Raw genomic sequence first — 13,638 nt, forward strand, 5'->3', positions numbered from 1 at the left:
GTGTGGTGTGGATAATAAAGGAGTATGATGACAGCCCAGAGCTCACTCCTCTCCGGTTCGCGAAACAAAAGGCAAACAACTGGCGCGTCACCTACGCGCAGTATAATAAAGCGGGGTCAACCAAAAAAGACAACACCGCCTTTGCCATTTGAGAGCATCAACGGAGAGTTAGCCAAGCGATTGTTTGATATAGCGTTTTCGCTATTCATGCTAGTAGCTTTTTCCCCTGTATACCTACTGTTAGCTTTGCTAATTGCAATTAGCTCAACTGGCCCGATTTTTTATATCCAAGAACGAGTCGGAAAAAACTATAAACGTTTTAATTGTATAAAATTTCGTACAATGGTGAGCAATGCTGACGAAGTTCTAGTGCAAATGATGCAAACCTCACCGCAATTACAGCAGGAGTTTGAGTCAAATTTTAAACTTAAACACGACCCTAGAATTACGCTTATTGGTCGATGGCTACGAATAACTAGCTTAGATGAATTTCCTCAGTTCTGGAATGTGCTGATGGGAGACATGAGCGTTGTTGGCCCACGACCATTAGTAGAGGAAGAACTACCAAAGTATGGCTGCCACATCGAACAAATTTTAACTATTCGTCCTGGTATTACAGGGTTGTGGCAAGTTTCTGGACGTAATGATATTCCTTACCACAGGCGAGTTCAGATTGACCTACATTATGTAAAATTTAGAACATTCTGGCTTGATTTGTGGATTGTCTTAAAGACTGTTGGGGTGGTCGTTATACCTAAAGATAACGGCGCATACTGACTCATTTAAATGTATATTTTTAATTATATCTGTAGAGCAAATATTTGCTTTACAGATATTTATTAGAAACCAGAAACCTGGTTTCTTTGCCAATATCTTGCAATCAAATCACAATTTTACTTAGAAACCAGGTTTCTTAGATTTAATAAACTCTTCACAAATACCCAAGTAATATAAAATTTTAATGAATATAAACATAACGTCACTGAGATACTTAACATTTCGTAGTTAAGCTTATAGGGTTATGTACGTAAGTTACTACTAGTGAATTTACTGAGATATTTTTTGATATACGACTAATAACTAGTAGCTTTCCCATTGGGGAATATAGCTAGCGCTTGCTAGCTTATATCAGGTTGTATATATCTATGACTTTCATCAGTAAATATAAAGCAGATAACAAGGGATATAGAGCATGACGCAAAGAAAGCGAGCGCTGATAACAGGTATTACAGGTCAAGATGGTTCTTATCTGAGCGAATTTTTACTTGAACAAGGTTACGAAGTTCATGGAATTATCCGTCGTACTTCAACATTCAACACTGACCGTATCGACCACATGTACGAAGACCCTCACAAAGAGGGAGTACGGTTGTTTTTACACTATGGTGACTTGACGGATGGTACGACGCTACGCCGCATTTTAGAGGAAGTTCAACCTGTAGAAATTTATAACCTCGGCGCCCAGTCTCATGTACGTGTCAGCTTCGACTCACCTGAATATACTGTTGATTCAGTAGGTGTAGGAACTCTACGTCTGTTAGAAGCAATTCGTGACTATCAGCAACGTACAGGTATTCAAGTTCGCTTTTACCAAGCGGGTTCATCAGAAATGTATGGTTTAGTACAAGCTGTACCTCAAAGCGAATCAACTCCTTTCTACCCTCGTAGCCCTTACGCTTGTGCGAAAGTGTACGCCCACTGGCAAACAATAAATTACCGTGAATCTTACAACATGTTTGCTTGTAACGGTATTTTATTTAACCACGAGTCACCACGTCGTGGAGAAACTTTTGTAACCCGTAAAATTACTATGGCAGTAGCTCGAATTGCTGCGGGTAAGCAGAAAAAGCTGTACATGGGTAATTTAGATTCTAAGCGCGACTGGGGTTACGCAAAAGATTATGTCCGCGCAATGTGGTTGATGCTACAAAAAGACGCTCCTGATGATTATGTAATCGCAACAGGTGAAACCCATACAGTACGCGAGTTTTTAGAGCGCGCGTTCGGTTATGTTAATTTAAATTGGGAAGATTACGTTGAATTCGACCAACGTTACTTACGTCCTGCAGAAGTAGATTTGTTAATTGGTGATTCAACAAAGGCACGCCAACAGTTAGGATGGGAACCATCTGTAACTTTTGAAGGACTTGTGCAGTTGATGGTTCAAGCTGACTTACAAGCTTTGGGCATTACTTCACCTAATGCTACTGGCACCTTAAAGCCAAGCGACTTTGCAACTGTTCGTCAAGAACTTGGCGCGTTACACTTCTAAATTTTAGGGCGGGTTTACAAAATTTTGAGTACTGTTTATAGGATATTTGTATAACCCGCCCATAGCAAAATCCAAAATCCTGTATTTGCAAAATTTTATGACTGGCTTAGAGCTAAATAATAAACGGATTCTTGTAACAGGCGGCGCCGGGTTTCTTGGTAAACAAGTAATTAGCCAGTTGTGTAAAGCTGGAGCTAGCCTTGATAAAATCACAGTGGTGCGTTCGCGCGACTATGATTTGCGACAAATGGAAGCTTGTAAACGTGCAGCAGACCAACAGGATATTATCATCCATCTAGCGGCACATGTTGGTGGTATTGGTTTAAATCGCGAAAAACCCGCAGAGTTGTTCTACGACAACTTAATGATGGGAACACAGTTAATTCACGCTGCTTACGAAGCTGGCGTTGAAAAATTTGTTTGTGTAGGTACAATTTGCGCGTATCCAAAGTTTACGCCAGTACCTTTCAAAGAAGATGATATTTGGAACGGCTACCCCGAAGAAACGAATGCACCTTATGGTGTGGCAAAGAAAGCTTTATTAGTTCAACTGCAAGCTTATCGTCAGCAGTACGGGTTTAATGGTATTTATTTACTTCCTGTAAATCTATATGGGCCAGAAGATAACTTTGACCCTAGAAGCTCACACGTTATCCCAGCTTTAATACGTAAAGTTCAAGAAGCACAAGCAAGAGGTGACAAACAACTTCCTGTTTGGGGTGATGGAACTCCTACACGTGAGTTTCTATATTCAGAAGATGCTGCACGCGGTATCGTGATGGGAACTCAATTTTATAACGATTCCGAACCAGTGAACTTAGGTACAGGCTACGAAATCTCTATCAAAGATTTAATTACTTTGATTTGTAAGTTGATGGAATTTGAAGGTGAAATTGTTTGGGAAACCCACCAACCCAACGGTCAACCTCGTCGTTGCCTAGATACCGAACGAGCAAAACAAGCTTTTAACTTCACTGCCCAAGTTGGATTTGAGCAAGGTTTAAAGAATACAATCGACTGGTGGCGCCAAAACGCTCAGTAAATGTCCACAGCACTTTACATCTAAAAATGTCCACAAATTGTGGACATTTTTTATATTTATAGTTCAGTTTTGTATACCATTCTTACAAACTGTCCAACCCTTTAATAAATCTTAACCTTGCTAATATATTTCTAAAGTTAGTTGATAAAATAACAAACTTGAAGGATGAGATACCGTGCGTCTAACAAATCGAATTATTAGTACAGTGTTTTTAAGCTTATTGGCTTTGAGTGGTTGCGCTCCTAGAAACACTTCGGGACAAGGCAACGTGATATTCATTCACCCCGACGGTACAAGTCCCTCACATTGGGGCGCCGCGCGGATGTTACATTATGGCCCCGATGGTAGGTTGAATTGGGATAAAGCATCTAATTTAGGTGTCTACTTGGGGCATATGAAAAACCAACTTACTGGTACTTCCAACGCAGGTGCAGTGACTCATGCGACGGGGGTAAAGGTAAACGCTGACTCATTTGGTCTAGATGAAAATTTTAGACCAATCGTTGCAGCATCAGGAAAAAATCAAACAATCGTTCAGGAAGCAATTGCAGCAGGGAAAAGCACAGCCCTCATCAACTCAGGTATGATTCATGAACCGGGTACAGGTGCTTTTGTTGCCAAGGTTCCAACTAGACGTAACTTTGCCGAAATAACAAAGCAAATTGTCGAGTCGAATGTGGATATTATTATGGGTGGTGGTGAAATGTGGTATTTACCAAAGGGAACCGCTGGAAGACATACTCCCGCAGAACAAAGTCAGCGTGCGGATGGTGTAAATTTAATTGAAGTTGCCAAGCAGAAAGGATATACAGTAGTATATACTCGCGATGAATTATTAAAGTTACCAACTGATACCAAGAAAATACTAGGTGTATTTGCAGCAGATGATACTTATAATGATGCACCTGAAGAGCAATTAAAGTTAGAAAATAAAGGTTTCTACGTACCAACGGCGCCTACTGTTGGCGAGATGCTTGATGTAACTTTGAAAAACTTTGCTGCAAAGAATAAGAATTTTATAGTCGTATTAGAAGAAGAAGGTACCGATAACTTTTCTAACTTTAATAATGCCGCAGGTGCCTTGGAAGCAATAAAGCGTGCAGATGATGCTGTTGGAGTTGCAATGAAGTTTATAGAAAATAATTCAAATACTCTTATGGTTACTGCCGCAGATAGTGATGCAGGAGGTTTAGAAGTTGTAGGAGTTACAGAAAGAGATTTTCCCCTTGATAAACCACTACCAGAAAAAAGTGGAAACGGGGCGCCTTGGGATGGTAAAGACGGTAAAGCGACTCTACCATTTGTTTCGGCGCCGGATAAACAGGGAAAACGATTTCCATTTGCTATCGGTTGGTCAACGGGAGGAGATAACGCAGGTTCAATAGTTTCTAAAGCACACGGTCTAAATGCTGATAAGTTACCCAACACTTTAGATAACACCGATATATATCGTTTGATGTATTTAACATTGTTCGGTAAGGAAATTGCACCATACACGAAATAGAAACAGTGCTTGTAGCACAGGTCAAAAAGCCTGTGCAGTAACATCTTGGCAACGGATGATAAACGGATGTAACGGATAGATGATTTGAAATAATTAAGCTTTGTTTGTCACCAAGAATGTACAATTGTCCTAGTAATATATTAGGAAATTTTCTCTGTGGTAAAACACAAGATTTTATTGCACAGGTGAAGATGCCTATGCTACAAGATGTAATTAAGATGATTGTTTGTTATCGTTGTGTTTGGTTGGAAGAACGGCCCCCACATTTTTGAAACGTTCTTTAGCTTCTTGAAACGCTGTTTGCATAACAGATTGAATTTGTTTCGGGTCGGGTTTTTTGCCTCCCACAACATCACCGAAATAAACACAAGCAGCTTCACCTAATGCCCAGGTATATGAAGCAGCCCAATATGCGGCAATAACGCTACCGAAACCAGGTATAAATTTAACTAACTCTCGTCCTATAACTTGCGCCAGAAAACCACCAGCAATTGCACTAACGATACCTCCAGCTTGTGATTGCGTGAGGTTTTGCCCGTATAATTTTCCTAATAACCCAACCATTGATACTTGTAATGCCGTTAGTACTGGCATAGTCGCGAAGGGTAACGGAACTGCGGCAAGTGTCGCTGCCATTACACAAAAAGCATACATATAGCGGCGCCCAACATTTCGGTATAAGTTACCAATTTGATTACTTGCTTGTTTATCTAAATCTAATAATTGGTAAATTGCGCGCGCTTCAGCTTCGGGCAATAAATCAGCCAAAGTATCGCGTAATGTTTCTAGACCATAAAATACTGGCTCGTAACCGTCTTCTTCTAAAGTAAAGTCAATCAAAATTGACGCATCGTATAAACCTTTAAAGTCTTCTTTAATTGCTGTATACGCACGGTTGACTTCTTCATAGTCAGGGGGATAGGCAGGATGATTATCTGCACTCTGTGGATAAACTTCGTGTAAACAAGTAACAGCAAGTAAAAAAGGAATATCTTTGTACTTGTCTCGTAGTTGTTTGGCGATTTGGCGTAATGTATCGGTAGCAAAATCGTTTATTTTTATAGTTAATATCAAAACTCTGGCGCCGCGAGCTTGTTGCTGTAAATCGCCAATAAGCTCTTGAATAATACTTTGAGTATCCTGATTAACATCACCTAAGCCGACTGTATCAGTAAAAATCAACAAAGGTAAATCGTTAGAAGGGTAAGCATAACGTTCTGTATGCTGCGTATGCGGTCGAAATCCTTGTCCAATAATTTCAGGGGAGACACCTGTCAAACCTCTAACTATCGAGCTTTTACCAGCTTGCGGTTTACCAATTAGCAAAGCTTCTGTTGTCGGTAATTGCGCCTTGACAGTTTTCAATATTTCTGCTATCTGCGTATCGCTAACGTTAAATAAATTAACAACAGTTTTGGCTACTTGCTCAGTTGGCAGCAGTTCTACAAAGCGCGATGCAGTTTTGTTCCAAACATCCACAATTGGATTGGTATTTTTCGGCTGACTCATTGCCCTTGAATCCCCCGCGTTTCGGTCATATAGATTCACCTGAATTCATTTTAAAGCATTCTGGATTATCGGTTCATGGGCGCCGTAACCAAAAATTTGCAGTGAAAACCGAATGTCGGGCGCCTGCGCTCTAAAATAGTGCTATGGCCAAATGTTTTCCAGTTAGTCGTTCATATGAAAGCATACGAGTTTCCAGCACAAGTAAATGCAGAAGGTAAAATTGAATTACCAGATACACTTTTGCACCAGTTACAGCAAAATCAGCAACTGAAAGTAATCATCGTGGTGAATGAGCCAAGTCAAGATGAAGTGTCTAATGAAGCTTGGCTGAGTCTTGCGGCTGAATCAATAAAAGGTGATCAAGATGATGCTGCATATACTTCGCAAATTACACCTACGGTTCTCAAAGTAATTTATATTTTGCTCAAAACCCCCGAAATTTTAACATTTCCATTATTAGAACTTGCTAATACGACTGGGGTAGCATTAGAAACTCTTAAGAAAATTTTAGAAAACTTATATAAATTAGGCTACCTTTACCGACAACCAAGAGGAGGTTATCGGATAGCTAACTATATTAAGCTTTTTGAACGTTGGGAAATTGGATATGTTGAAAGTTTACGTCCCAAATTGTTGCTTGAGACTTTTACTTATACCGAAGAAACTAAATTTTCTGAAGCTGCTATGAAGATAATCGAACTAGCAAATAAAAAGAATTTTTTGATAGGTGGAGAACTGGGAGCATCGCTTGCAATACCTTACTTGGTTCCTCAGCGTGCAACATTACACGTCGTCGATAATTATGATTCTATTATAGATAAACTCAAACTCAAGCCTAGTCCTAGAGGTGAAATTTCTTTTTTAAAGCAATTTGATAATTTTAATCATGGCAGTTATAATCAAGACTTGTATATTGCTGACCCATTATTAATTCATGCCGAGTTAATGATTGACAGTAATGATCGACTTGAAGAAACTGCCAAAAGAATATTTACTAAATATATTATAAGCAGGCAGCAAGATGAGTGAAGACCAGGGTAAAAAACAAGTTTTACTAGATATAAAAACTGTTGCTGATAAATTACAACTTCCTTTATTAGTAGTAGGAGCCGGAGCAAGAATTTTAGTTTTTGACAACCGCTATAATGTTGAAGGACGAACAACAATAGATTTAGATGTCGCCGTACAAGTTAATAACTGGTCAGATTTCCAAGTTTTAAGTGAGGAAATGACTCAGGGAAGCAATCCTATTTTTCAAGCAACACGTGTTCAGCACAAATTTATACATATTGCAACTGGTATTGAGATTGATGTTGTACCTTTTGGCGCCATTGGAAAGCCAAACCAAAAAATACAATGGGTTGATGGCAATCAAATGAATGTGCTTGGATTAGATGAAGCATTTTCGACGGCTGAATTACAACAAATTGAGGAACTAGAAATTAAGGTTATTAGTGTTACGGCTTTTATTGTTCTGAAGCTAATTGCCTGGAGTGACCGAAAAGCTAGAAAAGATTTAGAAGATATTTATTTTATACTTGATAAATACGATATTATAGATATACTTACCGAAGAGAATCAAGATTTACAAGGAATCGTTGAACATCAAGAAGCAGCAGCTTTCTTTGTTGGATGTCAAATTAAAAGAACTTTTAGCCAGACTGTAATCAACGAACTTGAGCAAATACTAACAAAAATATTGCAAAAACAAAATGTTTTATTTCCACAGCTAATTTCTCTTATATTTGACCAAGATGAATGGGATGCTAAATTTTATACGATTGTAGCTAAGTTTGAAGCTTTGCAGAAAGGAATTGAGTTTACTAGCTCATAAGCAATTAGTTAGTACTTTAATACTTTAGGACGGCGCCTACTATTTTTGCATATGTTTGGAGTTACTAGAAGTATTAGTTAGTGTTGCATAATAATATGACCTAACAAACGTGAGTTATGTTGGGTTCCGTTCCTCCAACCAACCTACTGACCCTATGTCTTATATAAAACGGCGCCAATTTTTACAATTTGCTGGTTCTGCACTAGCTGCTGCTGGTTTTAGTCAGTTGGATATTATGCGGCAATCGCAGGAGTATGGTAAGGTTCTGGCACAAAGTACTCCGCGTAAATTAGCGCTGCTTGTAGGAATTAATGAATATATCAATAATATTCCTCCTTTAGGTGGTTGCGAGCAAGATGTTTTGTTGCAGCGTGAGTTATTGATACATCGCTTTGGTTTTAAAGATGCGGATATTTTACCTTTGATTGGTAAACAAGCTACACGTCAAGGTATTTTACAAGCTTTTAATGAACATTTAATTAAACAAGCTAAACCCGGTGATGTGGTTGTTTTCCACTTTTCTGGTCATGGTTCGCTAGTACAAGACAAAGACCGTGATACACCTGATGGATTGAATAGTACTTTAGTTCCTGTGGATAGTTCTTTACCTGAAAATGGGGGTGTGGTGCTAGATATTATGGGACATACATTATTTATGTTAATGTATGCGCTGCAAACCGATAATGTCACGATGGTGTTAGATAGTTGTCACTCAGGGGGTGCGAAACGAGGTAGGTTTAGAGTTCGCTCACGTTCTGGTGGCAGTGATTTTCTACCGAGTCCCGCAGAGTTTGAGGAACAGCGTAAATGGTTGGCAAAAACGGGACTATCTCAACAGGATTTTATTAATAAACGGCGCCAAAATGTTGCAAAGGGTACTGTAATTACTGCTGTCAAGCGTGACCAATTCGCAATGGATGGTCAATTTAGTGGCTTTGATGCAGGTGTTTTTACTTATGCGTTAACTCAATACCTTTGGCAGAAAACAGCGAATGAGTCTTTAACTACAACCTTTTCTAACGTTAATCAAAGCGCTAAAAAAATAGCATGGGAGCAAAGGGGAGGTTTAGATAAAGAGCCTGAAATTGAATCAAATTTGAAGCCAAATCAAAATAAATTAATATATTTCTCTCCTGTTAAAACCATTCCTGCGGAAGCTGTAGTTACTGGTGTTAGTGGCGCCCCTCCAAACAGTAACATTGAGTTATGGTTGGGTGGTATAGAAGCGCAAAGCTTAGAAGGATTCAACGAAAAAGCAATTTTAAATATTATAGATGCCAAGGGTGAAGCAGCAGGACAGGTGCAAATCGAATCACGTCAAGGATTAAATGCCAAAGCGAGGTTACTGAGTGCGACAAAAGTCCAACCTACTCCTGGAACGCTTTTACAAGAAAGTATTCGCACCATCCCGAAAAATTTAACTTTGAAAATTGGACTTGATGAGACTTTACTCGATAGTGCTGCCATTAGACAAGCACAACAAGCACTGCAAACTATTCCACGTGTTGAAGCAGTTACAGGGCAACAAGAAACCCATTATGTGCTTGGTCGCATGAGTAAAACCCAGCATCAACAATTACAGCGAAGAGTAGCGAATTTACCTGCTGTTGGCAGTATTGGTTTGTTTACCCCTACTTTAGATGGAATAGTTGCTACTTCGTTTGGAAAAAGTGATGAAACTGTAAGTGCAGCTGTTACAAGGTTACAACCGCAATTAAAATCACTGCTTGCTGGTCGAGTTGTTAGGTATATATTGGGCAATGCTGGCACATCAAAGGTAAATATCAGCGTTAGAATGATTGTTGCCGATAGTAAAAAAGTTCTTGGTCAAGCTTTTACAGCACGTGGTATTGGCAAAAATACAGGCGCCAGTCAACCAAATAAACCTGTTACACTATCAGACTTAGGAATACCAAAATTACCAGTAGGGATGAAAGTTGCCTTCCAAATCGAAAATAACGAAACTGTACCGCTTTACGTCAGCATTTTATCGGTAGATAGCAGTGGCAAAATGGACGTAATTTTTCCTTTCGACTGGTCATCTGCTGAAGGTGACGCTTTGATACAACCTGGTAAACAAGTTTTAATTCCTGAGTCTGGAGCAAATAATTCTACCTTACAAGTTTCTGAACCTCAAGGATTTTCAGAAGCTCTTATTATTGCTAGCACCTCACCTTTGCGCGACTCGCTTCGCGTTTTACAAACACTCGCAGCAAAAGCAGGAATTGCAGGTAAACGCAGCTTTATTCCCGCAGTCACGGGTGACGAATTTTTGAACTTGACCGATAGTTTAATTGATGATTTAGATAGAACTACTCGCGGTCGTAATACTGGTAGCACACCACTTGCTTCTGATGTGCGTGGAATTGACGTTACAAAAGTAGCCACAATGTCAATTCCATTTGAAGTCACAAAACCAGTGTAAATACTGATATTGTTTTCTAAACTTCTATGCCAATATCTAAATAATATAAATAATAATCTTACTTATTTTATCAGGTTATCTCATTTATCATCTACCCAATTCTGGCAAGTCTACCAAGCTACAAAGTTATACTTTATTCAGAAGATAATAACAAAGATGTTTACTTTAACGGCGCCACCATTTTCTTCAAGCAGGTGTAACATAGAAGCTTGTGTCCACTACCAAGCAAATTGCATAACTGATGGTAGACGAGATATAAGTTTAATTAGAAGCTGACTCTTAATAATTTAGTTTATATTTATCTGGTATAGAAACTTATGGGTAGCAAGATAAACGTTATATTTGTTGTTCTACTTATTGCCGTTGCAACTCCTGTAACTCTCATTCCTGACTCTTCTGGAGCAGCGCAGGTGGCGTATCAAACGCCATACGGTCGTAAGGCAAAAGCTAGTAGACTGTTTAAGCAAGGTATTAATCAGTACCAAAGTAATCAATATCGAGCAGCTTTACAATCTTGGGCACAAGCAATTACTATTTATCGGCAGACGAAAAAACGGTAGGGTAACTGCACAGGCAGGGATGCCTGTGCTACAAGAGGGGGTTTAAATTTATACTTTGCCGTTGGGGTTTGTTGAAGTGAATTGTTGTGTGTGGTCGATGTAGTCGTATACGATATGTGAAACTTGACGGATGAAAGCTGTTGCTCTCTTGTCGTGATTTGGTCTTTTAACTAATATTCCTGCTAAGTAGCGTTTACCACTTGCGGTTTGAATAATACCAGCATCACCAAGCACAAATCGAAGTGTTCCAGTTTTATGAGCAATTACTGCACCTGCTCCTAAACCTGATGGCAACATACTTTGGTTATGGCAACGACGCATAATGTCTAAAATTTGCGCGCGACTACCATCACTAAGTATTTGATTGTTGGCGATTAAACTTGACAAATGCACTAAATCTTTAGCACTGGTGGTGTTAGTACCATATTCATCTGCTAACAAATGACGAAGTGCGGTCTTTTGTAGTCCAAGACTCCGAAAACGCTCGTTTAATCGAGAAAATCCCCCTAAACGGTCAATAATCATGTTTGTAGCAGTGTTGTCACTGATAGTCATCATTTTGGTGGCTGTTTCCAAAACGGTGAACTTTTTCCCAGTACGCATGTTTTGCATGTCACCGGAACCACCAGCAACCAAGTCACGTCTCATTACAAGAGTGTCGTCTAAACGAACTCTACCTGCTTCTATCTCTTGAAATAATGTTATTAATATTGGTAATTTAATTGTACTAGCTGCTGAAAATACTTTATTACCGTTAATATCTATATAATCGCCTGTTTGTAAATCAACAAAGAACATTCCTGGTGAAAGATAACTGTAGCGACTCATTAATGCTCTAATTTGAGAATTAAGCGGTAGTATTTGTTTTCCTAACCGCATTTCCCCATTACTTGCAGGCGCCGGGATAATATTTATGGGATTATTTTGTATTGTTGGAGCAACGAAGCGAATATTTGGTAAAGGTGGTAACGGCGCCAATTTAGTATTATTTGACTGCTGTTGTAAAGATTGTAACTGCGAAGCCGTTGCAATAGAAGGGAACAGTAGAAGTGTGAGACCAGCAAAGCGCACTAGGTGACGCAATGATGTCATTTTTGAATTTACGCTCATGTTGTGTGTGATTAGCTGTACATCAGTCAAAGTTTGCTTATCTGCACCCTGAAGTTAAGATTAAAGTTGAGATAACTGATAGTGTTGCCATTAAATAAAAACGAACCTATTAATTTAAACCCATAATTTAAATATTGGCAACAAGTTCATGAATCTTTCATTGTCGTTAAAAGCACTTGGGGAATATTTTTCCATAGCGTGCTATAGAATAACGCGATTCTATGTTTTTAATTTAAAATTTAATAGTGAAGAATCTGTGAAGCTGCCGTTAGAACAGTAAAAAAAGTGGGAATACTAAGAGGATGTTTGAAAAGTCGGCTCAGGTATAAATTGTCCATATAAAGTATAAACTATTAATTCTTTCTAAAAGCATATGATATCATCCTTATCAGTCTGCTAATATCACATGGTAATCTTATTACTAGGATTGTAAAAAATGAGAATTAGCGCACGCAATACTTTAAAAGCAAAAGTTAAAAAAATTATACCAGGCTCTGTGAACTCAGAGGTAATTTTAGAAATATCAGAAGGTATAGAAGTAACAGCAATTATTACTAAGGATGCCGTACAATCACTTAATTTGACTGAAGGCGCCGATGCTTATGCCGTTGTAAAATCTACCGATGTCATGGTAGCCGTTGATTAGTTAAAAGAAACCGGGTTTCTTAAAAAACCCGGTTTCTAACCTTACTCGCTAGCAATCACTATATCTGTAGATTTAATCACAGCGTAAGCTTCTTTACCTATATCAAGTTCCAATTCATCTGCTGAGACTCTAGTAATTACAGAGGTGAGTTTGACTTTATGCACAACTTCTAGCGTCACCTCACTATTAACTGGCCCATTTTTAACTTCAGTCACGACACCTTTAAGGAGGTTGCGTGAGCTAACTTTGAGCGGTTTCTTTTTAATGCTAGCTTCTATGAAAGATACATTTGTATCTATTGGCTTTTCTTGAGTTGGTATACGTATCTCTGATTCGTACTCGGTTGGTATAGGCGATTGTGAAGATTTATCGGTTAAATTACGTAGTAACTCACGCAGCACCTCTGTTTTAGTACGCTGAGACGAGTGACAGAACTCCTCTAAGATTTTCCGCTCGTCTTCAGATGTTTGGAATGTTATCCATCCTTGTTCTTTTCTTGGCATAGTTCTACCAAATTAATTGGTAAATGGGTTAAAAGTTGGTAATACATTACCACACTATCTTACTTACGTCAGTGGCGCCCACTGTAAAGGTGCCATGACGGAAATTAAGGCAGTATTTAAAGATTGTATGAAGGTTTGGTTAAAATTTTCTATAAAAACAGTGAAGAAACGTAGATTAATGATTTATTTATTTTTATGAATATGAAATTTATATAAACACAATGTATAAAAAT

Annotated in this window: 13 protein-coding genes; 10 read left to right on the forward strand and 3 right to left on the reverse strand. The window is 38.7% G+C overall.

The genetic code is table 11. The annotated features are described in order from the left end of the window. The first annotated feature begins 27 nt into the window (after positions 1–27). The 4 genes from DSM106972_RS31675 (at position 28) to DSM106972_RS31690 (ending at position 4,818) form a co-directional block, all read left to right on the forward strand. On the forward strand, positions 28–777 hold the full coding sequence (locus DSM106972_RS31675) for an undecaprenyl-phosphate galactose phosphotransferase family protein (protein ID WP_127084536.1): 750 nt from the start codon (positions 28–30) through the stop codon (positions 775–777). A gap of 415 nt (positions 778–1,192) precedes the next feature. Next, the gene (gene gmd, locus DSM106972_RS31680; protein WP_019491934.1) at positions 1,193–2,272 is read left to right on the forward strand and encodes a GDP-mannose 4,6-dehydratase; all 1,080 of its coding nucleotides are present in this window, start codon (positions 1,193–1,195) and stop codon (positions 2,270–2,272) included. 97 nt (positions 2,273–2,369) lie between these two features. Beyond that, positions 2,370–3,314: a GDP-L-fucose synthase family protein gene (locus tag DSM106972_RS31685; protein ID WP_127084418.1), complete on the forward strand. Its 945-nt coding sequence runs from the start codon at positions 2,370–2,372 to the stop codon at positions 3,312–3,314. Positions 3,315–3,489: 175 nt separating this feature from the next. Continuing rightward, a complete protein-coding gene (locus DSM106972_RS31690; protein ID WP_127084419.1) occupies positions 3,490–4,818 on the forward strand; it encodes an alkaline phosphatase in 1,329 nt (442 codons plus the stop codon). 213 nt (positions 4,819–5,031) lie between these two features. Here DSM106972_RS31690 and DSM106972_RS31695 read toward each other — a convergent pair whose 3' ends face one another. Beyond that, positions 5,032–6,327 carry a YcjF family protein gene (locus tag DSM106972_RS31695; protein WP_127084420.1) on the reverse strand — a complete coding sequence of 432 codons (1,296 nt, stop codon included), beginning with the start codon at positions 6,325–6,327 and terminating at the stop codon, positions 5,032–5,034. On the opposite strand from DSM106972_RS31695, the gene DSM106972_RS55050 reads away from it, so the two are divergent. The 5 genes from DSM106972_RS55050 to DSM106972_RS31715 all read left to right on the forward strand — a co-directional run bounded on the left by DSM106972_RS55050 (position 6,327) and on the right by DSM106972_RS31715 (position 11,146). Continuing rightward, positions 6,327–6,461, forward strand: a complete 135-nt coding sequence (locus tag DSM106972_RS55050) for a hypothetical protein (RefSeq protein WP_267901182.1) — start codon at positions 6,327–6,329, stop codon at positions 6,459–6,461. The two genes, DSM106972_RS31695 and DSM106972_RS55050, sit on opposite strands and share 1 nt — an antisense overlap. 40 nt (positions 6,462–6,501) lie before the next feature. After that, the gene (locus DSM106972_RS51635) at positions 6,502–7,356 is read left to right on the forward strand and encodes a type IV toxin-antitoxin system AbiEi family antitoxin (protein WP_158632907.1); all 855 of its coding nucleotides are present in this window, start codon (positions 6,502–6,504) and stop codon (positions 7,354–7,356) included. Further along, on the forward strand, positions 7,349–8,161 hold the full coding sequence (locus tag DSM106972_RS31705; RefSeq protein WP_127084421.1) for a nucleotidyl transferase AbiEii/AbiGii toxin family protein: 813 nt from the start codon (positions 7,349–7,351) through the stop codon (positions 8,159–8,161). Before DSM106972_RS51635 ends, DSM106972_RS31705 begins: the two co-directional genes overlap by 8 nt. Before the next feature lie 154 nt (positions 8,162–8,315). Further along, positions 8,316–10,586 (forward strand): caspase family protein, encoded by a 2,271-nt coding sequence (locus tag DSM106972_RS31710; protein WP_127084422.1) that lies wholly within the window; start codon positions 8,316–8,318, stop codon positions 10,584–10,586. A 317-nt stretch (positions 10,587–10,903) separates the two neighbouring features. Then, positions 10,904–11,146, forward strand: coding sequence for a hypothetical protein (locus DSM106972_RS31715; RefSeq protein WP_127084423.1), 243 nt, complete (start codon positions 10,904–10,906; stop codon positions 11,144–11,146). Between the two features lie 48 nt (positions 11,147–11,194). Here DSM106972_RS31715 and DSM106972_RS31720 read toward each other — a convergent pair whose 3' ends face one another. Beyond that, a complete protein-coding gene (locus tag DSM106972_RS31720) occupies positions 11,195–12,256 on the reverse strand; it encodes a serine hydrolase (RefSeq protein WP_127084424.1) in 1,062 nt (353 codons plus the stop codon). A gap of 436 nt (positions 12,257–12,692) precedes the next feature. On the opposite strand from DSM106972_RS31720, the gene DSM106972_RS31725 reads away from it, so the two are divergent. Beyond that, positions 12,693–12,902 carry a TOBE domain-containing protein gene (locus tag DSM106972_RS31725; RefSeq protein ID WP_127084425.1) on the forward strand — a complete coding sequence of 70 codons (210 nt, stop codon included), beginning with the start codon at positions 12,693–12,695 and terminating at the stop codon, positions 12,900–12,902. A 41-nt stretch (positions 12,903–12,943) separates the two neighbouring features. Here the strand turns inward: DSM106972_RS31725 and DSM106972_RS31730 are convergent, their stop codons facing one another. Continuing rightward, complete coding sequence (locus DSM106972_RS31730) at positions 12,944–13,405, reverse strand: TOBE domain-containing protein (RefSeq protein WP_127084426.1); 462 nt, start codon at positions 13,403–13,405, stop codon at positions 12,944–12,946. Positions 13,406–13,638 lie beyond the last annotated feature (233 nt).

It is taken from the genome of Dulcicalothrix desertica PCC 7102, assembly GCF_003991905.1.
Classification (GTDB): domain Bacteria; phylum Cyanobacteriota; class Cyanobacteriia; order Cyanobacteriales; family Nostocaceae; genus Dulcicalothrix; species Dulcicalothrix desertica.

What these genes read in the sequence shown, in the direction of transcription:
- DSM106972_RS31730 (WP_127084426.1), bottom strand. Translation starts at nt 13,405, where the DNA reads ATGCCAAGAAAAGAACAAGGATGGATAACATTCCAAACATCTGAAGAC.
- DSM106972_RS31725 (WP_127084425.1), top strand. Translation starts at nt 12,693, where the DNA reads ATGAGAATTAGCGCACGCAATACTTTAAAAGCAAAAGTTAAAAAAATT.
- DSM106972_RS31715 (WP_127084423.1), top strand. Translation starts at nt 10,904, where the DNA reads ATGGGTAGCAAGATAAACGTTATATTTGTTGTTCTACTTATTGCCGTT.
- DSM106972_RS31695 (WP_127084420.1), bottom strand. Translation starts at nt 6,327, where the DNA reads ATGAGTCAGCCGAAAAATACCAATCCAATTGTGGATGTTTGGAACAAA.
- DSM106972_RS31720 (WP_127084424.1), bottom strand. Translation starts at nt 12,256, where the DNA reads ATGAGCGTAAATTCAAAAATGACATCATTGCGTCACCTAGTGCGCTTT.
- gmd (WP_019491934.1), top strand. Translation starts at nt 1,193, where the DNA reads ATGACGCAAAGAAAGCGAGCGCTGATAACAGGTATTACAGGTCAAGAT.
- DSM106972_RS31705 (WP_127084421.1), top strand. Translation starts at nt 7,349, where the DNA reads ATGAGTGAAGACCAGGGTAAAAAACAAGTTTTACTAGATATAAAAACT.
- DSM106972_RS31675 (WP_127084536.1), top strand. Translation starts at nt 28, where the DNA reads ATGACAGCCCAGAGCTCACTCCTCTCCGGTTCGCGAAACAAAAGGCAA.
- DSM106972_RS51635 (WP_158632907.1), top strand. Translation starts at nt 6,502, where the DNA reads ATGAAAGCATACGAGTTTCCAGCACAAGTAAATGCAGAAGGTAAAATT.
- DSM106972_RS31710 (WP_127084422.1), top strand. Translation starts at nt 8,316, where the DNA reads ATGTCTTATATAAAACGGCGCCAATTTTTACAATTTGCTGGTTCTGCA.
- DSM106972_RS31685 (WP_127084418.1), top strand. Translation starts at nt 2,370, where the DNA reads ATGACTGGCTTAGAGCTAAATAATAAACGGATTCTTGTAACAGGCGGC.